23 protein-coding genes are annotated in these 25,944 nt (G+C 47.7%); 15 read left to right on the plus strand and 8 right to left on the minus strand.

Annotated elements, in window-relative coordinates; translation table 11 throughout:
• Positions 1–10: 10 nt before the first annotated feature.
• On the plus strand, positions 11–559 hold the full coding sequence (locus tag ACJJIC_RS05125; protein WP_252083548.1) for a DUF4136 domain-containing protein: 549 nt from the start codon (positions 11–13) through the stop codon (positions 557–559).
• A gap of 187 nt (positions 560–746) precedes the next feature.
• Here the strand turns inward: ACJJIC_RS05125 and ACJJIC_RS05130 are convergent, their stop codons facing one another.
• Both ACJJIC_RS05130 and ACJJIC_RS05135 read right to left on the minus strand, forming a co-directional pair.
• A complete protein-coding gene (locus ACJJIC_RS05130) occupies positions 747–1,802 on the minus strand; it encodes a glycosyltransferase (protein WP_444910664.1) in 1,056 nt (351 codons plus the stop codon).
• 38 nt (positions 1,803–1,840) lie between these two features.
• Positions 1,841–2,881: a glycosyltransferase family protein gene (locus tag ACJJIC_RS05135; RefSeq protein ID WP_444910663.1), complete on the minus strand. Its 1,041-nt coding sequence runs from the start codon at positions 2,879–2,881 to the stop codon at positions 1,841–1,843.
• A gap of 116 nt (positions 2,882–2,997) precedes the next feature.
• Here ACJJIC_RS05135 and ACJJIC_RS05140 point away from each other — a divergent pair, with 116 nt between their 5' ends.
• The 10 genes from ACJJIC_RS05140 (at position 2,998) to ACJJIC_RS05185 (ending at position 11,696) form a co-directional block, all read left to right on the plus strand.
• A complete protein-coding gene (locus ACJJIC_RS05140) occupies positions 2,998–3,696 on the plus strand; it encodes an NUDIX domain-containing protein (protein WP_444882961.1) in 699 nt (232 codons plus the stop codon).
• Between the two features lie 85 nt (positions 3,697–3,781).
• Complete coding sequence (locus ACJJIC_RS05145; RefSeq protein WP_444910662.1) at positions 3,782–4,303, plus strand: DUF1249 domain-containing protein; 522 nt, start codon at positions 3,782–3,784, stop codon at positions 4,301–4,303.
• Positions 4,304–4,344: 41 nt separating this feature from the next.
• Positions 4,345–5,169: a phosphodiesterase gene (locus ACJJIC_RS05150; RefSeq protein ID WP_252083544.1), complete on the plus strand. Its 825-nt coding sequence runs from the start codon at positions 4,345–4,347 to the stop codon at positions 5,167–5,169.
• Between the two features lie 438 nt (positions 5,170–5,607).
• Positions 5,608–6,258, plus strand: a complete 651-nt coding sequence (locus tag ACJJIC_RS05155; protein WP_444889227.1) for a hypothetical protein — start codon at positions 5,608–5,610, stop codon at positions 6,256–6,258.
• A gap of 73 nt (positions 6,259–6,331) precedes the next feature.
• Complete coding sequence (locus tag ACJJIC_RS05160; protein ID WP_252083542.1) at positions 6,332–6,955, plus strand: YqiA/YcfP family alpha/beta fold hydrolase; 624 nt, start codon at positions 6,332–6,334, stop codon at positions 6,953–6,955.
• Between the two features lie 12 nt (positions 6,956–6,967).
• Positions 6,968–8,854 (plus strand): DNA topoisomerase IV subunit B, encoded by a 1,887-nt coding sequence (gene parE, locus ACJJIC_RS05165; RefSeq protein WP_286036993.1) that lies wholly within the window; start codon positions 6,968–6,970, stop codon positions 8,852–8,854.
• Positions 8,855–8,937: 83 nt separating this feature from the next.
• Positions 8,938–9,708: a hypothetical protein gene (locus ACJJIC_RS05170; RefSeq protein ID WP_252083528.1), complete on the plus strand. Its 771-nt coding sequence runs from the start codon at positions 8,938–8,940 to the stop codon at positions 9,706–9,708.
• 529 nt (positions 9,709–10,237) lie between these two features.
• Complete coding sequence (locus tag ACJJIC_RS05175; RefSeq protein WP_445356557.1) at positions 10,238–10,726, plus strand: hypothetical protein; 489 nt, start codon at positions 10,238–10,240, stop codon at positions 10,724–10,726.
• Positions 10,723–11,097 carry an FAD-binding oxidoreductase gene (locus tag ACJJIC_RS05180; RefSeq protein WP_444910661.1) on the plus strand — a complete coding sequence of 125 codons (375 nt, stop codon included), beginning with the start codon at positions 10,723–10,725 and terminating at the stop codon, positions 11,095–11,097. Before ACJJIC_RS05175 ends, ACJJIC_RS05180 begins: the two co-directional genes overlap by 4 nt.
• Before the next feature lie 125 nt (positions 11,098–11,222).
• Positions 11,223–11,696, plus strand: a complete 474-nt coding sequence (locus ACJJIC_RS05185) for a hypothetical protein (protein ID WP_444889230.1) — start codon at positions 11,223–11,225, stop codon at positions 11,694–11,696.
• 46 nt (positions 11,697–11,742) lie between these two features.
• On the opposite strand, the gene ACJJIC_RS05190 is transcribed toward ACJJIC_RS05185, so the two are convergent.
• On the minus strand, positions 11,743–12,660 hold the full coding sequence (locus ACJJIC_RS05190) for a LysR family transcriptional regulator (RefSeq protein ID WP_444889231.1): 918 nt from the start codon (positions 12,658–12,660) through the stop codon (positions 11,743–11,745).
• Between the two features lie 121 nt (positions 12,661–12,781).
• Between ACJJIC_RS05190 and ACJJIC_RS05195 the strand changes: the two genes are divergently transcribed.
• A complete protein-coding gene (locus ACJJIC_RS05195; RefSeq protein ID WP_252083523.1) occupies positions 12,782–13,504 on the plus strand; it encodes an SDR family oxidoreductase in 723 nt (240 codons plus the stop codon).
• A gap of 35 nt (positions 13,505–13,539) precedes the next feature.
• Here the strand turns inward: ACJJIC_RS05195 and mmsB are convergent, their stop codons facing one another.
• A complete protein-coding gene (gene mmsB, locus ACJJIC_RS05200) occupies positions 13,540–14,439 on the minus strand; it encodes a 3-hydroxyisobutyrate dehydrogenase (protein ID WP_252083522.1) in 900 nt (299 codons plus the stop codon).
• Positions 14,440–14,478: 39 nt separating this feature from the next.
• Entirely contained in the window at positions 14,479–15,990 is a 1,512-nt protein-coding gene (locus ACJJIC_RS05205; protein ID WP_444910660.1) for a CoA-acylating methylmalonate-semialdehyde dehydrogenase, read from the minus strand.
• Between the two features lie 299 nt (positions 15,991–16,289).
• Here ACJJIC_RS05205 and ACJJIC_RS05210 point away from each other — a divergent pair, with 299 nt between their 5' ends.
• On the plus strand, positions 16,290–17,345 hold the full coding sequence (locus ACJJIC_RS05210) for a hypothetical protein (RefSeq protein ID WP_444910659.1): 1,056 nt from the start codon (positions 16,290–16,292) through the stop codon (positions 17,343–17,345).
• A gap of 95 nt (positions 17,346–17,440) precedes the next feature.
• Here the strand turns inward: ACJJIC_RS05210 and ACJJIC_RS05215 are convergent, their stop codons facing one another.
• On the minus strand, positions 17,441–18,445 hold the full coding sequence (locus ACJJIC_RS05215) for an alpha/beta hydrolase (protein ID WP_444910658.1): 1,005 nt from the start codon (positions 18,443–18,445) through the stop codon (positions 17,441–17,443).
• 384 nt (positions 18,446–18,829) lie between these two features.
• Positions 18,830–19,432, minus strand: coding sequence for a GNAT family N-acetyltransferase (locus tag ACJJIC_RS05220; protein WP_444882947.1), 603 nt, complete (start codon positions 19,430–19,432; stop codon positions 18,830–18,832).
• Positions 19,433–19,878: 446 nt separating this feature from the next.
• Between ACJJIC_RS05220 and ACJJIC_RS05225 the strand changes: the two genes are divergently transcribed.
• Positions 19,879–21,345 carry a DEAD/DEAH box helicase gene (locus ACJJIC_RS05225; protein WP_444910657.1) on the plus strand — a complete coding sequence of 489 codons (1,467 nt, stop codon included), beginning with the start codon at positions 19,879–19,881 and terminating at the stop codon, positions 21,343–21,345.
• A 329-nt stretch (positions 21,346–21,674) separates the two neighbouring features.
• Positions 21,675–24,575, plus strand: a complete 2,901-nt coding sequence (locus tag ACJJIC_RS05230; protein ID WP_444910656.1) for a PKD domain-containing protein — start codon at positions 21,675–21,677, stop codon at positions 24,573–24,575.
• Positions 24,576–24,616: 41 nt separating this feature from the next.
• On the opposite strand, the gene ACJJIC_RS05235 is transcribed toward ACJJIC_RS05230, so the two are convergent.
• A complete protein-coding gene (locus ACJJIC_RS05235; protein WP_444887357.1) occupies positions 24,617–25,918 on the minus strand; it encodes an amidohydrolase in 1,302 nt (433 codons plus the stop codon).
• Between the last annotated feature and the right edge of the window lie 26 nt (positions 25,919–25,944).

Here is a 25,944-nt window from a genome sequence, read left to right on the forward strand (position 1 = left end):
AGGAGCATTTATGCGTTATATAACCATGGGATTAATGACTCTGCTGTTCTTGGCCGGGTGCCAGGAAATGCAAGTGGAGCGGGTGAGTACGGGGGCCCAACCGGTGGCTTTTTCTACCTATAAATGGGGGGTGACGCCACTCAATGATGCGGATGCCTCAGCACAATTGGTAGAGCTAGACGAGGAGATGCGCAACTCAGTGGCGGCGCAATTACAGCAGCGCGGTTACCGAGAGGTGGCCCAGGACCAGAATGCAGACATGGTCGTGGATTATCAGGTGGCTGTGGTTGATGAATTTTTTTCCGGCGATACACGAGACCCAAGCTGGGACAAGCAGTTTGATAGCAATGCACCCCAGGATGTCGTGGAGCTGCCGCCGCTCACCGATGCTCCGCTGGTAATTATGAGTGTGGGGATTGGTCGCCCCGACGGCGCGATAATTTGGGGGGGCAGGGCCAGTGAACTCCTGACTCGCCCAGACAGTATTGAGCAGCGTCAGCGTCTGATCTCACGGGGCGTGTATGAATTGTTGAGGGATTTGCCTCAGGCCTACCAGTAAACTGAAAAATTATCGGCTCTTTATAATCCCTCCAACTAACTCCTCATCGCCGGCCGTTGGCCGGCGAAACTCCTCAAAGATCAGAAAACTACCAGTTACTATTTTTTACTGGCCTGTTTTTTTGCGGCCCGCACAGGCAGGGCTGCAAAAAATTACTTTGAAGGCAGTCTGCAATTTTTGCTAAGGGCTAGGGGCGCCCACGTTGCATCAGGGTTTCGTAGAGTTCAATATAGGAATCCACGATAAACTGCTTCGAGTAGCCATTCGCATACACTTCCGCAGCATTCTCGATCAGACTCTGGCGCAACTCTGGGTTATCCAGCACGGAGCGGATGGCTTTGGCCAAGGCATCAGCATCATCGATAGGTGTGATCAGGCCGCTATGACCATCGCTGATAACTTCCCCGGGGCCTTGGGAATTGGTGGCGACAATGGGGCATCGGTGTGCCCAGGACTCCATCACAATTGAACCCAGCCCCTCGTGCCGTGATGGGCATACGAACAAATCTGCGGTGCGCATCAGGGTAGTGACGTCGTTGCGCCAACCAAGGAAGCGCACGCGCTGGTCCAGACCGAGTTTATGGCACAGGGCTTTCAGGTTGGACTCTTCGGGACCTACGCCGGCGAGCCACAGGGTGGCATTGGGTATTTGCGCCAGAGAGTGCAGCAGGACTTCGAAGCCCTTGTTGATGTGCAGACGGCCTGCAGCGAGGATGAGGGGCTTGTCTTCCGGCGTATCGAAACTGTTGCGTGGTAGCGGTTCTACTGGAGTTTCATCGGCAAAATTGGGGATATGAAAAATCCGCTCCCTGGGAATACCACCATCAATCATATGCTGGCAAATACCCTTGCTGATACCGATCCAATAATCTGCGTGTCGGTAGTACTTCAGGTTGTAGTAGTGGCCGAGCCGGCTGACCAGTAGATAGTTTTTTGAGTTGGGAGTGATAATAGTGGCACGCCCCATCCAGGTCATAACGATGTCCGGCTGCCAGTTATTCAGTGCCTCGCGATAAACTCTGCGGCCTAGAAAATCCAGTTTGCCACCAAACTTAAAACCTTCGGTTTCAACCCCATTGTTACGCAGCGCTTGCACACGGTGATCGTGGTTGCGGATAAAGGCTTTCTCATTAATCTCAGTGCGCGGGTTCAAACCGCTCACCAGGCGCACGAAAAAATTTTCCGCACCGCCGTGCTCGGCACCGGCGAGGACCTGTGCCACTCGAATTGGTTTGCTACTCATAAATCCAACGTATTCTGTGTAATTCTTCCGGTGGCCCGTTATTTCAGCGTGCCATCCAAGTTGATATCGCGGGCCCAGGCGTAGTCGTGACTAAAGGGCTGTAGGCTGGTGGCCTCAACAATGTACTGGGCGTAAAGCTTCGAGTTCATTTCGGTGTGGAAAAATTCCCGGGCTTTAGCTGCCCAAGTACGGCGCTTGGCATCATCACCATGGAAATCGCGGATTTTTTCCAACAGGTCCTGCTCATCAGAAAAGTAAACTACGCTCTCTGGGGGCAATAGTTCGTCGAAGTGCAGCTTGTCACTGGTGAATTGCAAAATACCATTACCGGCAAGCTGGGCCATTCGCGCAGAAGAGTACCAGTAGTGGGTGTCTTGGCGATTAAAATTCAGTCCCATTTTAGTTTGCGCGAGTGCGCGATCGTAGTCTCGTCCCCATACTGGCGCTTCACCAAAGCTGCCGTAGGTTTTGAAGTTCAGTGAATCTCCCAGGGTATCCTTGAGATTTTTTACCATTTGCAAGCGCTTGGTGAAATTATTGCTGTTGCTACAAAACAGCAGATCAATAGACAGATCAGTGCGTTCGGCATTATTGAGGTTTTCGATAGAGGGTTCGACCGGGTTGGGCATATGGTAAACCCGGGCGTTAATGCCCTCAAAAATACTCAGCTCGCGACGGCCGGTGGAGACGAAGATGGCATCGGCCACTTCGGCGCGATGTTTGATACGCTCAACATTGCTGGGCACGAACAGTGGATCGTTATTGCAGTGTGCGATTAGGCAATTGGGCTGTTGTTGCTTGATCGCCTTCAGGGTGTCGTTACTGATCATGTCGCAGTGGCCGGCGATGATCAGGTCGGGCTCAAATGCTTCAATCGTTTCTAACAGGCGGCGATTGGCTTTGCTCACCCCTAGGTCGCGGATTCCGAAGGGCGCTTCGAAGGCTGCCACATCCCGGTCGCTGAACACCTGCGTATAGTGATCGTTTTTGATCAGGCCAAAAGTCAGTTTCTGTGCCCAGCTAACCCGCGTCTTACCGTAACGGCGCAGTTGCTGGTAGGCGATATTGAGCACTCTCATGGTGGTGCGGTCTCTAAAAAAATCCAGGAAGATATTACGTATGGCCGCTTGCTAGAGAGGCTGGTACGGTGGGCGCAGAGTATAACAGCTGCATCCCGGTCATATAGTGTTCGAGTATGCAGACCCCACTCGCGCAGAAGGTCAGCGAACTAATGTCAAAAATGAAGAGTCAAAAGGGGTTGTCCCCAGAGTTTTCCGCAGATTCTGTAGAAGTTGTTTCCAGGGAAACGGTTTATAAGGGATTTTTTTCCATGTTGCGGCTACGGCTGCGCCATCGCCTTTTTCGTGGTGGCTGGAGTGAAATCTTTACCCGGGAGCTGTTTGTACGCGGTCCGGCAGTAGGGGTATTGCTCTACGACCCTGAGCGAGACCTTGTTGCGCTTACCGAGCAGTTTCGTATTGGCGCCCTAGAGCGGCCGGCAGGCCCTTGGTGTCTGGAAGTGGTGGCCGGCATGGTGGAAGCCGGGGAAGACCTAAAAGATGTAGCTCGGCGTGAAGTATTGGAGGAAGCGGGGCTCAAAGTGCAGGAATTGCACTTTATCCACAGTTATATGCCCAGTGTTGGCGGGAGCTCCGAACGGCTACACCTGTACTGTGCGCTGGTGGACTTGAACTGTGCGGAAGGTTACTTTGGTTTGGAGCAGGAAAACGAAGATATCCGCTTGCGGGTGTTTTCCAGGGACTCGGTACTCGCCGCCATGGCGGGGGACTATGCTCCAGGAGAGAACCCTATCGATAATTCGGCCACCATTATTTGTATGCAGTGGCTGCAGTTGAACCGGGCAAAATTAACAAAACACAGGCCAACTGCCTGACCGTCACTTGCGTTACGCAATGTTACCTGCGTATAGAGCAAACTGAGATCTGAGTCACGGCGGCCAATGAATTGGAGTGTTGATAATGGCTCTACTGGGAGAAGCGAAGGTGCGGCAGCAAAGGAAGTTGAAAATGTCGCCAAATGGCAACGCTAGGGCGGTGTATCGAGTCGATCTACCGTCTTATCATGCCGATTGTGACGCCAACTACCTGCGCTTGAGCAAATTGTTGCCTGAGCTTTCACAAAGAGCGCTTTGGCGCTACCAGTTGCCCGGCGGCACTCTGGTGTTGAGAGTAGTGGAGCGCTCCAGATATACCACGGAGGTGTCTCTGGCGGCGGAGGTAAATCTTAACGAGTGCCAATGGCTGGAACCTCCCGACTTGACTGTACGCCTCTACCACGATGCGTGTATGGCGGAGGTGATTAAAGCCAATGGTCGCGGGCCGGTGGGTGGTAAAGGAGTGGATACCGCCTATCCCAATCCCCGTATGCAGCATGCAGATGAGAGACCCCAAGCCAATCGCTTCCTTGGTGAATGGTTGGAGTACTGTCTTGCAAATGGTCGTGCAGAATTTGAACTGGTGTTGGATGGCCAGAGATTTTAATTCTGCTGCAGAACACACGGATGTGAACACAAGGTGAGCAAGTGATTCGCGAGCACAACAAGTCGGATTCACCCCTGGGGGTGACTTCGCACCGTCTTATCCAGATCACAGATCCACATATCGGCAGCAGGCCCGATTATCAATTATTGGGTCTGGATACCGGCCACACCCTCGATGAAGTTTTGACCTCTCTCCAAAGCAGGCAGCCCCATGCCCGGGCTCTGGTCGCCACTGGCGATATCAGCGCCAATGGTTCTGAGGCATCCTACTGCCGGTTCTTAGAAAAGACCCGCATACTTTCCATGCCCTGGTACTGGCTGCCCGGCAATCACGATGTGAGTGCCCGCATGAAAAAACTGGCCCCCAATCGCTGTATCGATTTGGTCTCCTTGGGGGATTGGCGCCTGCTGCTGTTGGATACCAGTGTGACAGGGCAGATTTGTGGTGGCTTGGACAGCGCGAAACTGGAGCGCCTTCAGTTGCTCCTTTGGGAGACTCGCGATCACCCGGTGATTATTATGATGCATCACCAGCCGGTCCCTGTGGGGAGTAAGTGGATTGATGGCCATATGCTGCGCGAAGGCTGTGAGACATTTTTGCAAATAGTTGATCAAGCCCCCCAGGTAAAAGCCTTGGTTTGGGGGCATGTACACCAGCAGTTTGACAGCAACCGAGGCCATCTCGGTCTGCATGCCACTCCCTCTACTTCGGTACAGTTTACTCCCGGCAGTGGCCCCTTCGCTGTCGACGAAGAGATGCCCGGCTACCGCTGGTTTGAACTGTATAGCGATGGCTCCTACGAAACCGGTGTGGAGCGGGTGGCTATCTCCAAGTATTGTGTCGATCTCGCCTCATCCGGTTATTGATTTAAGTCAAACCGCTGCGAATTCGCAGCGGTACTTTCACTAAAGCTCTCAAGTCTTCCTCCTTGCTATTGGCTCCCCAGTAAAGAATGCAATGTTTTCGGAATAGGCAGCAAACAGGTCACTGCCTATTGGTAACAACCATTCCTATTTTGCGCGACCTGAGCACAATGTATTTTCCCCTCTCTTTTTCAGCAAAAAAACCAAATAAAACCATTCTTAACCAATCCCCTGTGTTTTTCCCCTATCCTCCCCGTACAATGAGATTACCTGTATTGAGCGGTGCTTTTTGAATATGGGAAAAGCGTGGTGAAAGGTGAGCCAATAAAGTATTCAAGTGTGGTTTCTAGAATTGCCGAGGTTTGAAGCCTAACGGTGATAGATAATGTGATTGGAGCCTCTCGCCGAATAGATATTTTTCGGAAATTCAGGAGCTTGTAAATGCAACAATTATTTTCTATACCTCTCCTCGCAATTTTATTATTGATTACGGCTTGTAGTCAGCAGTCCACTTTACAGGATCGTAGTGATGGTCTGGAAGCACGCCCCAGCCAGCTCGATGAAGTCGCGGCAGCTTTCGCCTTGGATCTCAGTGGTGCTAAGGTTTATATCGCACCGGTTCAAATTGACTACACCAAGCGATTCTCCTCCCTACCCAGGCGCCAATATCGGGAAAAAGATTACGAGCTGGACCATAGGGATCTACAGCGTTTGAATACACTGTTGGCGCAGAGCTTTAGTAATAAGCTGCTAAAACCGCGCAATGCCCAGCAAGTGTCGGAGCAGGCGGAAGCCGACTACACCCTATCCCTGTCACTGCAAGATTTTTCCCTGGCTGCACCGCTAGATCCATCTCCCTGGACTTGGCGTGTCTATACAGAGCAGAGCGCCTACGCACAGCTGGTAGGTACTTTGTACGATCGTAACGGCAGCGCAGTAATGCATTTTCGCGATCGGCGGGATATTGGTGAGAATTTCGGTTCCTCTGGGCCGGGTGGACGGCTGGAACGTTTCACCAGTGTTACCTTTTGGTCAGATATGCGTGTGGATATTCGCCGGGCTTTTGCTAGCTTGAACAGATCGCTGCTGTAATCGGTCTCTGGAAGAGCAGGAACTGTGAGGAGGCCAGCCCCATTGCTGCCGTGGGGCGCTATAATCCCCGACTATGCAAACACAAAATCTCAACGGAAGGCCACTGCTGATCTATCTGCACGGCTTTCTTTCATCGCCTCAGTCCTTTAAATGCCAGCTGATGCGGGACCGGTTGGCTGCCAATCACCCACAGATCATTTTCTGTGCGCCACAAGTCTCCCCCTATCCAGGAAGTGCTCAGCAATCATTGCTGCGCCTATTGGATGGCTTCTTTGACTCAGACAACTGCGGCCCAATAGGGTTGGTTGGTAGCTCTATGGGGGGATTCTGGTGTACCTACCTAGGCGAGCGTTACCATTTGCCAGCGGTGTTGATCAATCCGGCCGTTCGCCCATCCCGCTTTATGCCGGCCTACGTCGGCCAGGTGTTACAACCCTACAGTGGTGAGTCGCAGGAGTATCGCCTAAGCGGTGCGGACGTTGATACCATGGCGCAATTGGAAGCAGAGATACCCAGTCCACTGCTGAGCCGCTATTGGCTTTTGGCACAGCGAGGCGATGAAACCCTCGATTACCGCGATGCAGAGTCTTTCTATCAAGGGCAGCGTCAAACTGTCGAGGAGGGGGGCGATCACAGCTTTCAGGGCTTCGCGCGTTACTGCGATCCCATTGTCGAATTTCTATTTAACCAGCAGTAATTTATAACCATTATGGCCAATTATTCCGCCGAAGATATTGAGGTACTCACAGGGCTGGACCCGGTGCGAAAGCGCCCGGGCATGTACACAGATACCACCCGCCCCAACCACCTCGCCCAGGAAGTGATTGACAACAGTGTCGACGAAGCGCTTGCCGGGCACGCGAAAAAAATTGAAGTGGTATTGCACAAAGACCAATCGCTCTCGGTTAGCGATAACGGTCGCGGTATGCCGGTGGATATTCACCCGGAACAGGGGCGCCCTGGTGTTGAAGTGATTCTTTCCACCCTGCACGCTGGTGGTAAGTTCTCCAACAAAAATTACCAGTTTTCCGGTGGTCTACACGGTGTGGGTGTTTCTGTAGTAAACGCTCTTTCCAAAGTGTTGGAAGTGACCATCCAGCGGGATGGTAAGGTGCACCGAATCGGTTTCAAAGATGGGGAAAAGGCCTCGGATCTTGAGGTTGTCGGTAATTGTGCAAAGCGCACCACAGGCACCAGTGTACGCTTTCTGCCCGACCCCAAGTATTTTGATTCCGCAAAATTCTCCGTGGTGCGACTGCGTCACCTACTGCGCGCCAAGGCGGTATTGTGCCCCGGCCTGACGGTCACTTTTATTAATGAGCAGGACGGTGAATCAGACGAGTGGTACTACGAGGACGGTCTCAAAGACTACCTCGCCGCTGCCAATCAAGGCTGGGAAATCTTGCCGGTCGAGCCCTTTGTGGGTAGCTTTGCCGCTTCTACCGAAGCGGCAGACTGGGCAGTGCAATGGCTGCCGGAGGGCGGTGAGATTACCGCCGAATCCTACGTTAACCTGATCCCCACCGCCCAGGGCGGTACCCACGTGAATGGGCTGCGCGCGGGCCTTCTGGATGCCATGCGTGAGTACTGCGAGATCCGCAATTTATTACCCCGTGGTATTAAGTTGGGCCCTGAGGATATCTGGGGGCAATGCTCTTACGTACTCTCCGCCAAACTGGCAGACCCGCAGTTCTCCGGGCAGACAAAAGAACGCCTCTCCTCCCGTGAGGCCACCGCGTTTATTTCTGGCGTGGCCAAGGATGCGTTCAGCCTGTGGCTGAACCAACATACGGAAGAGGGTGATAAGCTTGCCGAGTTGTGCATTGGTAATGCACAAAAACGAATGCGCTCAGCAAAAAAAGTCGCGCGTAAGAAAGTCACTCAGGGGCCCGCGCTGCCGGGCAAGTTGGCGGACTGTTCCAGTGCCGATACCTCCCGCTCCGAACTCTTTCTGGTGGAGGGGGACTCCGCTGGTGGTTCCGCCAAGCAAGCGCGGGATCGCGAGTTCCAGGCCATCATGCCGCTGCGCGGTAAAATCCTGAATACTTGGGAAGTGGACTCCGCAGAGATTCTCGCCAGCCAGGAAGTGCACGATATTGCAGTGGCGCTGGGTGTTGATCCAGGCAGTGACAATCTGGAAGGGCTGCGCTACAACAAAATCTGTATCCTCGCCGATGCCGACTCCGATGGCCTACACATCGCCACACTACTCTGCGCTCTGTTCTTACGTCACTTCCGTCCGCTGGTAACTAACGGTCATGTCTATGTCGCCATGCCGCCACTGTTCCGCATAGACATCGGTAAAGATGTTTACTATGCGCTGGATGAATCAGAGAAGCAGGGTATCCTCGATCGTATAAGCGCAGAAAAGAAAAAGGGCAAAATACAGGTGACTCGCTTTAAAGGTCTGGGTGAAATGAACCCCATGCAGTTGCGTGAAACCACCATGGACCCCAATACCCGTCGCCTGGTGCAACTGTATATTGATGCCGGCGATGACAGCAATCAGCTTTTGGATATGCTCTTGGCTAAAAAGCGTGCCGGGGATCGCAAGCAGTGGCTGGAAAGTAAAGGGAATCTGGCTGAAGTGGGTTAAGCCCTAATTAATCGCTGATCTATTTTTCTTAGGTTGCCTTAGTTTACTAGGGCAACAATTTAAAGCGCTATGGAAGGTATTTTGTGAAATTAAGCCATTTATTTATCTTTTTTATTTTTTTCGTTTCTCCTTTAGCCGGGTTGGCAAAAGATATTCAGTCTTTACTTAATCTGGAGATAGATAGTTTTATAGCAGAACTAAAAGGCGAAGATAACTTAGCCTTATCCAAAGCTGCTAATCGTATAACAGGATCTGGATTAAGTGATGAACGTTTATTTGATGTGGCTGAACAGGTTCTCCTAGAAAAACACCAGGCGAATATGACAGTTGCTCAACGCGATGAGCAAGTGATTAGTGAAATCGTCAATTTATTACGTACACTTTCATCATCTGGAAATACAAAATATTCACCCACTATCAATAAGATAATGCGTGAAAGTGGTAATCGTGCGATTAGAAATCGAGCGAAGCATGTGCTGACCAAGTTTAGTTTTTATCAAAAGCGCAATGCATTGATGCAAAATATGGAAGGCCATGTAGCTACTAATAGCTTGCATACTACACGCTTACTAAATTTGCTCAATAGTAACGATATGATCATGCAGCGGTTTGCCGCTGAGGAAGTTGTCCGCGATGGAGCTGCTGAAACCGTAATTCAGGAGTGGTTTTATAAGGCAGTAGAAAAGGATGTTAGGCAGCCTGTAGACAAACTACATATCGATACACTTGCCTGGTACTGCAAAGCTCTAGGTACGGTTAATAAAAGTGAGTACAAGGAATTCCTGAGTTCTATCGCTGATGATAGAAATGTACACAGAAAAATTAGAAGACACGTGAAGAAAATTCTCGGCTAGGTAGCTGCAACTGAGCGAGATGCCTTTGTCATTTCGCTCACAACTCATCTTTCATTCTCCTCTCTTGTTTTTTCTGTCGGCATAGAAATATGTTTAACAAATATGCCGCGATTTTTTTAGGATGATATATTTCACCTCTTCCTTCTCGCTTTATCCTTGGTGGATACTTTTACTTACTAATTTGAACTCTCTGAAATTTAATGGCAGAGGGACTATTTTTGCTTTTATTTAAAGGTTATGTCGTTGGCTGGTTGTATATAGGGTGCTCAGGCGTATAAGTAATTGTTTCTGATTGGTGAGACCTGTTAGATGACAACAATATTAGAGTTTTGGATGCGTTAACCATCTTCTTGTTTTCTTAAAGGTCGCCAGTCTTCCAGACGCCTATAAAGAGGAAATAAACGTTCTAAGTTAGGCGATTATATACTTTTGGTCGTAGAGCGTTATCTGTTGGTATACCTGTAAAAGCTAAGAGTTGATTCTAAAGTTATTTAAATTACCGTCTTATTCGATGGGGTAGAGTCGGATTATGGTGTGGGATACATTAAGTGCTGTGGGCGAGCTTGTTGGAGCCTTCGCAGTTGTCGCGTCCTTAGTCTATCTTGCTGCTTTAATAAGAGTTCAGAATAAAGAATCCAAAATTGCTTCTATGCATGAGATATCTATTGCTCATCGAGAAGCTGTGGCGGCAATTTGTGAAGGTCCGATGGCAGATGTTTTTGCGAAGACGATGAAGGATTTTGATTCGTTATCTAGTGCTGACACTTTGAGAATCATTGGTTTTGTATATCGTTTTTTTAAAATTTGGGAGGAGGCCTATTTTCAATATAAGGCAAACAGGCTGGATTTTACTATCTGGGACTCAATGACTCGTCAATATACTGCATATTTATCGATGATTCCCTTTAAGAGGATATGGGAGTTGCGATCTGAATATGTAGCTCCTGAATTCCGTGATTATGTAAATTCTAGAAAGCCAGTAGATTTAGTTTTACCCAATGCAGTCAGTAAAAAGTGATTCCCTTGTCCGCTGTGGAGATACAGGAGTTTCATTCCGATGGTTGCAGTATCTTTCCTGATGGCACTCTTGAACAGAGTGAATTATGGCTTGATTGCTGCTATGCCCATGATCATGCCTATTGGAAGGGGGGAAGCAATTCGCAGCGGCAAGAGGCTGATCGTGACCTAGAAGTTTGTGTTGCCAAAACTGGGGAGAGGGAAGTTGCGTTGTTGATGCTGGTAGGGGTTAGAGTTGACGGGACGCTATTCTTGCCAACCTCATTCCGTTGGGGCTATGGTTGGCCCTATTTGCGGGGTTATAAAGCCTTAACAGAAGAAGAGCTGGATGCTATTGAACAGCTGCAAGGATCTTTACCTGGGTCGTTTTAGATAGTCTAATAATATTTTTATTCAATATATAAGATTAACTCTATGGTTTTTGCTCTCTCAAGGATACTGGGAGCTAATGGTGATATGATCAATAATCAGAAGGTTTCTTAAAAGGGATTTATAGCGTGGCTTATTTTCGTGGTGTTTTATGGTTCTGCATTACCCTGAATATACTGGTCTTTGCTTATCTGGCCTTCCTCTTGGGCTGGAATGTTGGGCTTCTTGAAGTTTTACTGGGAATCATTCTTGCTAATTTTCCTTTGCCTTTTATGGTTCGCTGGTGTGAGCGTATGGCCAAGGATTTAAAGGGGTACTGGATCAACTTTATTCCCTATATAAGCCCCGTATTGGTAGGGTTTGGTGGCTCAGCGGTCTATATTAATGCAGCGCTAAAAGGTGAAAAGGTATTTTGGCTTTATTTAACTGTGCCTATGGCACAGGCAACGGCTTTTTGGGTACTCCTGGCACTGGTCTTTTGTATTTACCCGTTCATTAATACTGAAAGGCAAGAAGTGGTAGAACCTGAGTATAGTAGCAGCGCTGAAAGCCCCGCAGACATTTTGAAAAAAGAGCAGGAAAGGACGGATGAAATTGCTTAGTGTTTGTAAGCATTACTGTATATAGGTTCATATCTTTTATTGTTGATTAGTCTTCTGCTGGTTCCCTTTTCAGTAGCTGTCCATACTCTTTGGAGAAGTGGTTTTTTAGCCATTGCATCAGGCTACGTACGCGAACTAATTGATGGCGCAGCGGGGGGCAAACCATAGAGAGCTGGGTGGACTCTGACCATCCAGGCAAAATTTCCTGTAATTTACCTTTTTCGATATCTGCTTGGACGTAGATGTCTGCCAGGCGAGTTACACCAAGTCCTGCCAGTGCTGCAAGGTGCATCGCCCGGCCGCTGATCAGTTTGATACCCTGTTCCACCTCAATCTTATGCCTGGTCTTACCACGCGTTAGCACCCACTGATCAACACTGCCGTAAATTAGGGGTACTTTCGAGAGGTCCATGGGCTTTAGAATTGGGCCACGCATTTTGATAAAATCCGGACTCGCAACATAGCGGGTTTTGATACTGTGCAGTTTGCGTACTACGAGGGTGGAATCTGGCAGCTGCCCCATACGTATTACTAAATCGTAACGATCCTCAATGAGATCGACACGCACACTGGAAAAATCCAGCTGTATTTGTATTTCGGGATAAGTTTTCTGGAACTTAATGACTAGGGGGGCAATGATCTCCTCGCCGATAATCCCACCCACCGCATTGATACGAATTTTCCCCTTTATTTCCTCTTTGGCATGTGTTGCCCACTCTGCGGCACTATCTAGTTGCTGTATTGCCTGCTTGCATCGCTGGTAATAGCCTTCACCGACCTCAGTAAGCCGCAGCTTACGGGTGGTACGGTGTAACAGTTGAACACCCAGGGTGGACTCTAATTCGGAGACTTGTTGGCTGAGTGTAGCTTTGGAGAAACCTGTATGATCCGCAGCAGCAGTAAAACTGCCCCGCTCAGCCACAGCAATAAAGGCGCGTATGGCTCGCCAAGAGATATTGTTCATTAATTCCAAACAATGATTTCACATTAGTTGAGTTAATAGACGTAATTCTAAATTCTATACTGCCGATACAAAAGGGTTATCCCGAAGTCTTTAATCATTGATTGCAGAAGAGAGAGTCAGTATGTCTAAGCCATTGATTGTAATAACAGGTGCCAGCTCTGGAATTGGAGCATCAATAGCTCAGCATATGTCGGATGCCGGGCATCCGTTGTTGCTATTGGCGCGTCGTCTGGAAAAATTAGAAGCGATGAATTTACCGAACACCCTCTGCAGACAGGTCGATGTCACCGATCCTGCTGCGTTATCTGCAGCAATTCAGGAGGCTGAGACTCTTTATGGGCCTGTAGATTGTTTGGTGAACAATGCCGGTAAGATGTTGCTAGGGAACATAGAGACCCAGAGTGCTGAAGAGTGGCGGGAGATGTTTGATGTCAACGTGCTCGCCTTGATGAACTCCATGCAGGCTGTTTTGGCCGATATGAAGTCTCGTGGTCGCGGTACTATCCTCAATATCAGCTCGATTGCCGGCGTGAAGACATTCATCAATCATGCTGCCTATTGCGGAACCAAGTACGCAGTGTCGGCGATTAGCGAAACCGTGCGTGAAGAGGTTGCCGCAAGCGGAGTACGTATTATGGCCCTATGCCCAGGAGCTGTGGAGACAGAGCTACTGAGTCATACCACTTCTGAAGAGATTATCAAAGCTTACGAAGAGTGGAAGGCCTCCATAGGTGGCGCCATTAATGCAGAGGACATCGCTCGTACGGCGTTGTTTATGTACAGCCAGCCCCAGAATGTGAATATCCGCGAAGTGCAAATAGCCGCTACAGGCCAGGATCGATAGATGAGTTAGATCGGGAAAGAGGGTGAACAATCTAGCTATTGGTCGGCCTCCTTCCTGAAAATTGTTTGGATACTGGAGAAATCCAGTTCTTCATTGCCCTTCAGACTGTGTAAGCCAAATAGATTTCTGGCTAGTGAGCCGAGCGGTGTGTAGCTTTTGCTATTGTCGGCGGCTTGCTGAGCAAGCCCCAGATCCTTACACATCAACCCCACTTTAAAGCCTCCACGATACTGATTGCTAGCGGGCACACTATCCATAACACCGGGATAAGGATTATAAGTTTGTAGGGACCAGTTGGCGCCCGAGCTTTTCGCCATGATTTCAGTTAGCACTTTGGGATCAAGGCCGTTATCCACCCCCAATTGGAGTGCCTCGGCGGTGCCAATCATATGAATAGCCAGCAACATATTGTTGCAGATCTTTGCCGTTTGCCCAGCTCCGGCAGGGCCTGCAAAAAAAACATTGGCCCCCATATGCTGTAGAACTGTTTTGGCTCGCTCTACATCCTCGTGCTCACCGCCACACATAAAGCTGAGAGTTGCGGCAGCTGCCCCTTTGACTCCGCCAGAAACAGGAGCCTCTATTGCATGAAGGCCTTTATTTCGTGCGGCGTTAAGTAGGCGTTTTGAGCTGCTTGCTGAAATTGTGGAGCAATCAATAATTAAGGATCTCTCTTCGATAGCTTCCAGCAGATGATCTTTTTCAATATAAAGGCTCTCTACCGCAGCACTGCTGGGTAACATACTAATAACAAAATCTGCTCCCTTCACCGCTTCTGTTGCTGATGAACATTTTTCAACTCCCTGTTCTACAGATTTCTGAAGCAACTCCTCTACTGGATCGAAACCTCTTACACGGAATCCAGCTTTGATTAAGTTAAAAGCCATTGGGGCACCCATATGCCCCAGACCAAGGAAGGCTGTGATTTTATTCATGGCAGTATCCAAAAAATTAAATTTTATTGGTATGTGCAGTTACTTTAACTGTATCGTCATATTTGCCTGTTCGGCATGTTCAATATCTGAATCGAACCAGCGGGCTGTGATGGTTTTTGTTTCGGTATAAAAACGCACGGCCTGCTTACCATAAGCGTGGAGATCCCCATAAAATGAACTGCGCCAGCCAGTAAAGCTAAAGAAAGGTAATGGAACCGGGATAGGCACATTGATTCCTACCTGGCCCACAAGAATTTCATGCTGATATTTACGTGCGGCTGCACCGCTGGCAGTGAATATGGAGGTCCCATTGCCGTAAGGGCAGTCATTCACCAGTTTTATTGCATCATCTAAGTGATCTACATTCACCAGACATAACACTGGCCCAAAAATTTCATCAGTGTAAATTGACATCTCGGTAGTAACATTGGCAAATAATGTAGGGCCAACCCAGTTACCATGGGGATATCCATCCACTGTAATTTTTGAACCATCCAGAAGGCAATCCGCCCCTTCTTTTTTGCCCGTCTCGATATAACCCAGCACACGTTCCTTTGCAGCAGGTGAAATTAAGGGGCCGTAGTCGGATTGTGGATTCTTCCAATGCCCGGGTATTATCTTTGCCATCGCATCCTGTATATCAGGAATCCAACTTTGCGCTTCACCCACTAATACCACAACCGAAATAGCCATGCATCGCTGACCGGCAGCCCCTACAGAAGAGCCGATGATATTGTTAATAGTGGCATTTTTATTTGCATCAGGCATCACTACCATGTGGTTTTTTGCCCCGGCAAAGGCCTGTACTCTTTTTAAATATTGAGTGCCTGTTTGATAGATATGGCGCCCAACTGGCACGGAACCGACAAAAGATATAGCTTTAATATCCGGATTTTTTAGTAAGAAATCTACCTGCTCGCGACCACCATGGATAACTTGTAGAACCCCTTTGGGTGCTCCTGCCTGCTCAAATAATTCAGCCAGTTTGCAAGGTGTAATGGGGTCTTGTTCAGAAGGTTTAAGAATAAAGGTATTGCCACAGGCAATCGCTAGCGGAAACATCCACAACGGTATCATTGCGGGAAAGTTGAATGGCGTAATACCGGCGCAGACGCCAATGGGTTGAATATAGGAATAGCAATCTATAGCACTGGCAACGTTTTCAACAGTTTCCCCCATTAGCAGGGTAGCAATATTGGCGGCATGCTCAACCACCTCAATGCCTCGCCAAACATCCCCCTTGGCATCTTCAAATGTTTTACCGGTTTCCTCTGCGAGAATCTCGGCCAGGGCTTCTTGGTGCTCTTTCAGGAGAGCTTGGTACTTGAGCATAATACGTGTTCTAGTAGGAACTGGGGTGTTCCGCCAAGAAATGAATGCCCGCTTGGCGGCGTTGATTGCCTGGAGTTGTTCGGCCTCAGTGGTATAGGGGGCTTGGGTTAAAACCTCACCTGTGGCGGGGTTTGTCACATCCAGCCACTCCTTGGTATTGGACTGCACCCAGTCGCCGTCAATGAATAGAGGAAGGCGTGAAGGGATGGATTTATTCATATTATTTGCCTTACCAGTAACCGGTGGGAAATTGCCAAACAGTTTAGGCGTTGCCTGAGTGAAAAAAGAGGTATTTTACGCCGCTTCTTGAGATGAAGAATATCGATGAGAGTTTTAGCTGAGGAGCTTCCAGCTTTTGTTTGCAATATTGAATTTTTGTGCGCACCTTCTCAACCTGAAAAATAGCCTGCTTGTTTTCAAGCTTTGTCCGTAATCATGCTGTTAGTATGCCCTCTCTGTAGATTTGTAGTGAATTTGTGAGGTTTTCTATTCATTTAGTTTAAGAAAGAGGGTAAACGGTGTCTTATAGAAAAATATTTCAGGTATTCGTTTTATTTCTTATGGGATCTTTCAGTTCCTTACTATCGGCAACCACTTTGGAGGATCTCCGGGCCCATACACCTACGTCAGATAAAACCTGGGCAGAACAATGGTTTTACAATATTGCTGTGCCGGATGTTGGATACTTCAAGATAAGTCTCCAAACCTATATTGCCCCTGATTTTGTTGCGCCTGCACCTAAAGCCTATATCCACTTGGCGTTTTCACCTAGAAGCGGTGTTGAGGTCAAATATGATATTTTCCGGGACGAAGTGATTTTGTCTAATCCAGATGGCTCCGATGGTTTTTATTACGAGGTTCCAGGGGTCGTTGTGGCAGATGAGGAGGGTCTTAGAGTAAGTCACTCAGACTTTAATTTTTCCATGTATTGGGCCGGGGAGCATCATCATTATTGGCATGGTTTAAACCCAGGTCAGACACCGTTCGGTATTATTCCAGAGCTGCCGGGAGTTGGAGGAAGATGGTTTCTCTATACAGTTGGGACTCCTATTGAATACAACTTTAGTGATGCAGGTCAGTCCCTAATAGGGCAGGGGTTTGCACAGCTGGATAAGGGATGGTATGACAAAGAATCCAGTGCCGGAATGATCTATTCAATGGGCCTGTCAGATGAACTTTACTATATGTTTACCGGAGCAAAACTGGGAGAGTCTAATTTCGAGATGTGGGCAGGCCGATATATTTCAGATGAGTATGATCTGATTTTTCACCCAGCATTTAATAATCTCTCCGTAAAGAGGGAGCTGGATGCTTGCGCTGGTCGTCTCAAAGTTGAGCTAAACAAAATAAAGTATAAGTTGGTTATGGAGGCGCAAGCAGATATTAATAGCTTTTATCCACTATTGTTTCCTTCGGTTATCATCTTTGGCGGTGAGCAAAGGTATATGAAATCCATGCAGGCTAATATTAACTTCTCTTTGTATAAAAAGGGAGATTTGGTTGAGTCTGTCCAGATGCCTCAGGGGCTTTTAGAATTTAGCGGCCCCTTAGCTTGTGAAGATTTCTTCAACTGAAATGTGATATTTTTCAAGGAATAGCTAATTGTCTTTTTTAGCAAGGCCGAACTAGTGAGTTTCGCCTTGCTACTTCCTATACTAGGCCAGCAGGTTTAATGGTATTGAATAGTGATATTACTTGCCTTGGGAAGCCAATCCTGTAAAGCGCTATGCTCAATTTCCCCAATAACCGCCATACTCGGGTGATTTCTATCTTTCAGGAGCACTATTTTGATATGGTCCTGATGCAGGTTTTGAAAGTGATCATAGGGTGAAATTGGGTCAGTATTGGAAGCAAATAAAAGCACGGGCACAGGAGTGTTGGTTAGTAAAGGTTCAATTTGTGTTTTCAGTAGGCTTATATTGGCTTCCTCTAGCGCCATTGACGCTCCTATTTTTATTTCTTTTTCAGAGAATGCTCTACTAAGTAGGGGAAAATTCTCTTGGGCATAATTATAAACAGACTGGTCAAATTCCAACATGGGGGCTTGTAATATTAGGCCGCTGATATCTTGTCGAGATTGAGCGATTCTCGCCGCAGTAAGGCTCCCCATGGAATTACCAAGAAGATAAATGTTTTTACTTTCTATCAGGCCTTTATGGATAAGCTCGTCAATTAGCCTGTTAATCACTTCGCTATCACCAACGCCATATTCCTTACGGCCTTCAGATTCACCATGGCCGAGTAGGTCTGGAATAACCACCTGAAATCCAAGGAGACGAAAATATAATGCTGAGTGAAGCATGAATTCTTTTGAGATTCGGAATCCATGTAAAAGAATGATGGTCCCAGAATAATGTTTGTTCAGGACTTCTTTATTTATAGATAGATTAACTTGACTGGTTTGATTGCCAGAGTCAGTTTCTATGGAGTATTTAATTTTACCCTTTTCAAGGGGGGCAGCAAAGAAATAGCTAATGCACAAGTTTCTTAGCTTGTCACAGTAGTTATTTTTATGGAATCCCCATGATTTTATCTGCTCATTTGAAACTACGTGGTCGTAAGGGAAGCTTTTTGAGCTTGCAATATAATTTCTGATGTTCACTGCGCAAGATGATATAAATAAACAAATTGATATGGTCAGAAGCAGTTTTATTGATTTCATTTTAATAGGCATAAATTGTCACTAAAATCTAGTGTTAATCAAAAAAATAAAGTGCCATGAATTACGTTTGTATCAGTAGCGGCGCACTACATGTGGTTAGGCTAAATTGATTCAACTTTTGGCAATTGCTCATTTCTCTAAAATTTATGTAAGCAAAGTTTCACTTTTTCTTTGATTGCTTTAGGAGAGTTTAAAGCTTTTCCAGCTGGCGTTGTTCCCGATCGACTTTGCCTGTAGTTAAATAGATCTATGAATATGCTGACCGGAAGGTCACCTATGGGTGAAGTTGATAAGGTAAGGGGAGGTTGTGAACTTGCAAAAGGAAATTGTTCGGCTTTTAGAGGATGGCGGCAGCCAAATAACCTTTGCTAACCGCCATGAATATTAAGAGTGTATTTAATTTAGGTTAATTCCGGCCTCCCTGGAGGCCGTATCAAAGCCGTTGGCTTGTCGGCCAGCCTGCAAATCGAGTGTATAAGTTAATAGGGTGTAGTCTTTCGGATCGGCTTTACAAATAAATCCCATCGAACGGGCAAATGTCTGCACGCGTTTATTGTCGGCGGACTCAATGGAATAAATTCGCTGCAAGCCCTGTTCTTTTGCGCAGTCGATCAGGCGCTTTAACATTAATCGACCTAGCCCCAATCCCTGCCAATCATCGCGGACCACAACTGCGCACTCGCAGGCTAGCCCGTCTGCATCTACGGCGTAATGTGCGGTAGCAACGGCCCTCTGCGCATGGTCGCTGGTGCAGAGTGCAATAAAGGCCTCATGAACTTGATGGTCGTTATCGGTGAGTAGCTCAATCAGCTTTTGGCTGGCTTTACAGCTGCCGCCGATAAAGCGGTCTCGCCGGGTTTCTGGAGATAAGTCTTCTATCAGTTCTTTCTCCAGTTGGCTATCACTGCGGCAGATGGGGCGTATTGATACCCTGCGCCCATTACCGAGAGTAATTAGTTCTATCTGGTGCTCATTACTGACATTGCTATTTTCTGACATGGCTGTGAGTATCCCGGCAGCACCTGGCTGCATCATCTTTGGTTCGCAACGGGGGTTGGATATCACAAAGATAGACGCTCAAGTTGCGAACGTGGAACTATGTTACGCTCGCTTGGCCTGGGTCCCCAACAACCCCTTTGTCTATGCCTATGAAGAGCAGTTTTAGCCGAGAGAACTATACAGTCAGTTTCATTATGTTATAGTGCTGCAGCTGATTTTTCTCAGCTGCGTCATTTGTAGGCCGGTGATCTACCGGTATCCCCCCGTGAACTTTTCTAAATTCTTCCCGGAACCCTCTACTGAATGCCGCGCGCCGGCTGGCCGGTGAATTGACGGCTGTGTGCATCGAGCCTCACTTGCTCTGGATGCCAACTCCGATTTTTCTATTTGCTCCTTCGTGGTGCGAATGTGTTTGATTGCGCCCAGGGCGCAGTTTGAGGTTATTTATGTTGTTTGAAGATCTGGGCCTTGCCCAGGAGATTGCCCGTGCCGTTGTAGAGCAGGGCTATACTGAGCCCACGCCAATCCAGGCCCAGGCCATTCCGGCGGTAATGAAGGGCAGTGATATTATGGCTGCAGCCCAGACGGGCACGGGTAAGACCGCCGGTTTTACATTGCCGCTGTTGCACCGCTTAAGCCAGGGAGAGCGTGCCAGAAAAGGGCAGGTGCGCGCATTGGTACTCACCCCAACTCGCGAGCTGGCCGCACAGGTGTTTGATAATGTGCAGAGCTATAGCCAGTACCTGCCAATGCGTCATGCGGTAGTTTTTGGTGGAGTGAAGATCAATCCCCAGATTTCCCGACTGCGAGGCGGTGCCGATATTCTAGTGGCGACCCCTGGTCGTCTATTGGACCTGCACAATCAAGGGGCAATCCGCTTTGATCGCCTGGAAGCCTTGGTCTTAGATGAAGCAGACCGCATGTTGGATATGGGCTTTATCCATGACATTAAGAGAGTGCTGAGGATCTTACCGGCCAAGCGTCAGAATCTACTCTTCTCGGCAACCTTTTCTCCTGAGATTCGCCAGCTAGCCAAAGGTCTGGTGAAGGACCCGCTGGAGATTGATGTCAGCCCGCGAAACTCCACTACCAAAACAGTACGACAGAAGCTCCACCCTGTGGATAAGGCTCGAAAAACAAAACTGTTAAGTCACCTGATTCGAGAGAATGGCTGGCATCAAGCACTGGTATTTAGCCGTACCAAACATGGGGCCAATCGGCTGGTGAAACAGCTCGAAGGAGATGGCATCCTGGCAGCGGCTATTCACGGTAATAAGAGCCAAAATGCGAGAACCCGGGCTCTGGCGGATTTTAAAGCTGGCAAGGTGCAGATCCTCGTTGCGACAGACATTGCTGCACGGGGTATCGATATCGATCAATTACCCCAGGTGGTAAATTTCGACTTGCCCAATGTTCCTGAAGATTATGTTCACCGTATCGGTCGTACAGGACGTGCGGGCGCCCAGGGGCAAGCCATGTCCCTTGTTAGTGCCGATGAAATTAAGCAGCTTCGCGATATCGAGCGCTTAATTGGTAAGCCAATTCCCCGCGAGGAAATCGAGGACTTTGAGCCAGATCATCAGTTGCCAGCCTCTGGCAACCCCAAGCGTGGCGGCCAGCAAAAACCTGGCGCCAGTAAACGCCCTGTAGGTTCCCGAAATAATGAGGGCGGACGAGATGCTCGTGGCAATAGCGATGAGCGCCGTGGTAATCGCGGAAGTGGTCGCGGTAAACCAGAAGGACGTGGAACCGTTGGTCGCAATAGCAATGCCACCGCAGGTAAAGGAAGCAATGGAAATCGCTCCGGCGGTACTGGCAGGGCTCGCAGCGCTGAATCGGGTCGCAGTGATGGCCAAAAACCACAGAGAGCTCCGAGACGCCGCCCCAGTAGAGGGCGTTCGGAAAGCGCTTAGCATTTTGAGTTGTTGGTAATAAAAAAGCGGCCTAGGCCGCTTTTTTTGTCTTTATTCGCTTTCACTTTTTTACCTTTCGTTAGAGTTATTGAGCTAAAAAATTATTTATTTCGAGTGTGTATTATGGATAGTATATTTTTTCTGTTTTTATTTTATATTGCACCGTAAGCAATAAAGATAATCTACACCTGGTTTTGGAACCAGCGTCTGCTTCTCATTGATTGTCCTTAATGTTTATTCCGAAGTTGATAACACTTCATATTCATAATCCTAGTTTGTGCTAAATTGCCCCCGCTTTTAAAGGCTAATTTACACAAGGAGATGTTGTTGTGAAGCTTAAATCACTCACAAAATATTTTGCTCTTCCCTCTGTAACATTTCTACTTACAGGTACTGTGAGTGCTGAAATTCAATTTCAGCCCACAGAATTTCACTCGTATGGATCAAAAACAGAGGCCATCGCTATTGCTGATTTAAATAATGATGGACTTGATGATGTTGTACTAACTACATCGAGTAATTTTGATCCAGAAAATGACTTTAAGCTAAAAGTGTTTCTACAGGACGAATTTGGTGGCCTGACTGAGTCTATTGATTACCCCCTTGCAGGTGGAGAGGCAAGTCTGCCTCAGTCTATTACCGTAGGTGATCTTGATCACGATGGTTTGAAAGATGTTATTGTCGGAGTTGGTGGCGGCGTAACTGAGCTATACCTGCAAGATCCTGCGAACGGTTTAGTATATGCGGAATCTTTGGATAACTCCTATTCTGAGCGAGTCGCAATTGCCGACCTTGGCAATAATAATAAAGGAATCCTTGGAGTTAGTTGGGAAGAGAATGGTGCTGTAATAACCCATAAAGTAGGGGAGCCACCTACCTTTGTGAGTACCGCTAGCGATCTAGCTATTGAAAGTCCAGGGCAGGTGGCACTGGGTGACGTGGATGGAGATGGTATAACAGATATTTCTCTAATTGCTAACGGTTCCCCCCAAAGTAGATTGGTTGTTCTAGCGCCGGATGATTCTTTGAGGTTGAATGAAATTACTAGTATTGAATTAGATGGAAATGCTGATGTCAATTATGATTTTAAAATAAAAGGAATCGCCATTGGCGACCTTAATAATGATGGCCGCAATGATATTTCAGTATCAATAGTTGGTGTGGGGCAGAATAATTCAAGAGTCGCTGTATATTACCAGGGAGAAGATAGCTTATTACAGCAACCTGAAACCCACAGTTTTGGAGGTCCTCCTGGAGAGCTTTTAATAAAAGATATTGATAATGATGGCCTTGCTGATTTAGTTGTCTTGCCAGCCAGTGGAGAGTTCTTAAGTATTTATCAGCAGCAAGATGATGGTACCTTGGCTTTGAGTGAACAAATTGCCATTCCTGGTGCAACTTATACTAGCCCCCAGAGTATGGCTAGTGGAGATATCAACGGGGATGGTATTGCGGATATCGTTGTTGCAAATCCGTTACAGGGATTGGTTATATTAAAAGGTGGTGCTGGGCATATCAACCAGCCACCCAAGGCGATCGCTGGTGAAAATCAAACTGCTGAAGGTAATTCGGCGGTATTGCTCGATGGTACTCTGTCTTCAGATTCCGACGGCAGTATTGTGGCTTACCGCTGGACACAGATTTCCGGTACTCCTGTTATCTTAGATGACTCTGGTAATGGTTTCGCTAGCTTTACCGCACCCTCCGAAATTACTGGAGTTGTACAGGAGTTAATTTTCGAGCTGGAAGTTGAGGATGACAAGGGTCTAAAGAATGCTAGCAAAGTGGTGGTTAGTGTTGGAACTAATTTGGCTCCTATAGTTTTGCTAGATCCAATAACGTCAGTTGTTTCTGGTGAAGAGGTTAAATTATCTGCAAGCAGTTCTTATGACCTTGATGGCTCAGTTATTAACTATCATTGGCGACAGTTATCAGGCTTGCCAGTTGAACTGAAAAATCTTGATGATGGAACCGTTTCATTTGTCACCCCAGTATTTTCTGGGGATAAAAAATATTGGAGGATTTTTGAGTTTGAGATTGAGGTTGAAGATAATGGTGGTTTGAAGAGTAAATCAATAGTTCCTATCTTTGTTGAAAGCATCGTTTTAGCTGCCCCTTATATAATCTCGAGTTACCAATTCGTTGACCCAGGTGAGGAAGTCTTGCTTCAAGGGTGGGTTGGGGATAATGACGGCCATATTGTAGATTATCGCTGGCGTTCACTCTCCGATATGGATATAGAATTGACAGCCCACGCCGACGGTAGCGCAAGCTTTATAGCACCCCAAATTCCTTGGGATGCAGAAATTACCCTGAAGTTTGAGCTTGAAGTCGAGGATAACGATGGCCTTACAGCCACGGGTTTATTTACTGTAATTGTTAAGCAGAATATGCCCCCAAATATTGGTGCTGGAACTATGAGAGTGGTTCAACCGAATACAAATGTGACTTTAGATGGTTCCTATTCAAATGATCCAGATGGATATATTGTGAGCCAACAATGGGAGCAAGTATCGGGTCCACCCGTTGAATTAGTAGACGATAATAATTTAATTGCCAAGTTTAAAGCTCCTGCAGAACCCGCTGTATTGTCATTTAAATTGAGTGTCACTGATGACAGAGGGGCGATAAGTCAAATGACCGTCAGCGTAGATGTTGAGTCAGCTCCCCCCAAAGTAATAAGCACTACTCAAGAAGTTGAGCCCGGTGAAAATGTCTTACTTGTTCCTGGCATTTCTTGGGATGTCCCTGGTGCGCATATTGTCGACTATCGCTGGAGTTCCCTCTCCGATAGGGGTATTGAATTGATAACTCACGCTGATGGTAGTGCGAGTTTTATAGCACCACAAAACCCGGGAAGTGAGTTTACTCTGGAGTTTGAGCTGGAGGTTGAAGATAACAATGGCCAAATAGTAACGAGTATATTTACGGTAATCGTAGAAGGAAATATTCCACCGTTTATGGTTGTTGCATATGGGGCTGTTGGCGGTGTTAAGATTAATACAATTTCGACCTTGAGCGGTGGGGCTTCAAGAGATCAGGATGGAACTATTGTGAGCCAGAAATGGGAGCAGGTATCTGGCCCTGCAGTTGAATTGATTGATGCGGACAAGCTGACTGCTTATTTTATGACACCAGCAGAGCCCGCCACTTTGTCTTTCAAATTCAGTATTACGGATGATGATGGAGCAACAACTGAAAAAACTATAACCTTAGAGGTTGAGGAGTAGATAATATTAAAAGTGAGCCCCAAGAGGGGCTCTTTGTATAATTACTGTTTTTTATAGTTTGCCATATAATCCAAAGTTAACAGGGTCAGCGCTTCAGTACCCTTACGCAAAGCATCTTCATCCACATAGAAAAGCGGTGAGTGATTGCTTGGGGCTTGGCTGGCATCCTGATCTCTTGGAGTTACCCCCAGGAAATAGAATAAGCCTGGGATTTCATTAGCGTAGTAGGAGAAATCCTCAGCTCCAGTAATTTTCGGGATTTCGATTACGTTCTTTTCGCCAACAACAGACCTCAAAATAGGCAGGGCCATTTCTGTCAGCTCTGCATTATTTATTGTTACCGGATAGCCCTCCAGAATCTCCACATCCGCGCTTGCCCCGGAGCTTTCAGCAATTAACTTAGCAGTGGTTTTTAAGCGTTTGAAAATTTCTGCACGGTTATCCATATCAAAATTACGGATGGTGCCGTTCAGATAGACACTGTCGGGAATGATATTGTTGCGGACACCACCGTCAATACGTCCGAAGGAAACGACTGCGGGCTCTTTAGTGATATCGATCTGGCGGCTGACAATGGCTTGGGTGCCCATTACGACTTGTGCAGCGGCGACAATAGGGTCCACTCCACTCCAGGGGCGTGAACCATGGGTTTGGCGGCCGTTGATAGTAATACGGAACTCATCGGCAGCGGCCATAAGCGGGCCCGAGCGATAGCCGATGACACCGGTGGGTAGTGAGGAAGTGACATGCTGGCCAAAGGCCACGTCCGGCTTGTACTTCTTGAAAATGCCCTCTTTGAGCATTAGCTCTGCGCCACCTTCTTCATTGTCCGGTGCGCCTTCCTCTGCAGGCTGGAATATAAACAAGACGTTTCCAGCCAGCTCATCGCGAAGGCCTGTCAGGACCTCGGCAGCGCCCATCAGCATGGCCACATGAGTATCGTGGCCACAGGCATGCATAACGCCAACATCTTTACCCTGGTAAGTGGTTCTGGCTTTGGAAGCGAAGGGCACATCGGTTCTCTCGGTGACTGGCAGAGCATCCATGTCCGCGCGCAAGGCAACAGTTGGCCCCGGTTTGCCGCCTCTCAAAAAGCCCACAAGGCCGGTATGGGCGATATCGGTTTCAACCTCAAGGCCCAGTGCACGTAGGTGTTTTTCAATATATTTGGCTGTTTCAAATTCGCGATTGCCCAGCTCTGGGTTCTGGTGCAGGTGGCGACGCCACTCAATTACTTTGGACTCAGTATTTTCCAGCAATTGCTGAGGCTTAGGGTCGCTTGCAAAGGTATGGGTAGCCAGCAACGATGCACCGATTGCGATGGGCAGGAGCAGTTTTTTCACAGCACAATTCCTTCATTCTCATTATC

Source organism: Microbulbifer mixtoriginis (SeqCode), from assembly GCF_052468275.1.

Bases quoted from the DNA above. Each gene is read 5' to 3' on its own strand.
- ACJJIC_RS05140 (WP_444882961.1), top strand. From the start codon at position 2,998: ATGCAGACCCCACTCGCGCAGAAGGTCAGCGAACTAATGTCAAAAATG.
- parE (WP_286036993.1), top strand. From the start codon at position 6,968: ATGGCCAATTATTCCGCCGAAGATATTGAGGTACTCACAGGGCTGGAC.
- ACJJIC_RS05175 (WP_445356557.1), top strand. From the start codon at position 10,238: ATGGTGTGGGATACATTAAGTGCTGTGGGCGAGCTTGTTGGAGCCTTC.
- ACJJIC_RS05145 (WP_444910662.1), top strand. From the start codon at position 3,782: ATGGCTCTACTGGGAGAAGCGAAGGTGCGGCAGCAAAGGAAGTTGAAA.
- ACJJIC_RS05125 (WP_252083548.1), top strand. From the start codon at position 11: ATGCGTTATATAACCATGGGATTAATGACTCTGCTGTTCTTGGCCGGG.
- ACJJIC_RS05130 (WP_444910664.1), bottom strand. From the start codon at position 1,802: ATGAGTAGCAAACCAATTCGAGTGGCACAGGTCCTCGCCGGTGCCGAG.
- ACJJIC_RS05155 (WP_444889227.1), top strand. From the start codon at position 5,608: ATGCAACAATTATTTTCTATACCTCTCCTCGCAATTTTATTATTGATT.
- mmsB (WP_252083522.1), bottom strand. From the start codon at position 14,439: ATGAATAAAATCACAGCCTTCCTTGGTCTGGGGCATATGGGTGCCCCA.
- ACJJIC_RS05225 (WP_444910657.1), top strand. From the start codon at position 19,879: ATGTTGTTTGAAGATCTGGGCCTTGCCCAGGAGATTGCCCGTGCCGTT.
- ACJJIC_RS05135 (WP_444910663.1), bottom strand. From the start codon at position 2,881: ATGAGAGTGCTCAATATCGCCTACCAGCAACTGCGCCGTTACGGTAAG.
- ACJJIC_RS05215 (WP_444910658.1), bottom strand. From the start codon at position 18,445: ATGCCTATTAAAATGAAATCAATAAAACTGCTTCTGACCATATCAATT.
- ACJJIC_RS05220 (WP_444882947.1), bottom strand. From the start codon at position 19,432: ATGTCAGAAAATAGCAATGTCAGTAATGAGCACCAGATAGAACTAATT.
- ACJJIC_RS05195 (WP_252083523.1), top strand. From the start codon at position 12,782: ATGTCTAAGCCATTGATTGTAATAACAGGTGCCAGCTCTGGAATTGGA.
- ACJJIC_RS05205 (WP_444910660.1), bottom strand. From the start codon at position 15,990: ATGAATAAATCCATCCCTTCACGCCTTCCTCTATTCATTGACGGCGAC.
- ACJJIC_RS05160 (WP_252083542.1), top strand. From the start codon at position 6,332: ATGCAAACACAAAATCTCAACGGAAGGCCACTGCTGATCTATCTGCAC.
- ACJJIC_RS05190 (WP_444889231.1), bottom strand. From the start codon at position 12,660: ATGAACAATATCTCTTGGCGAGCCATACGCGCCTTTATTGCTGTGGCT.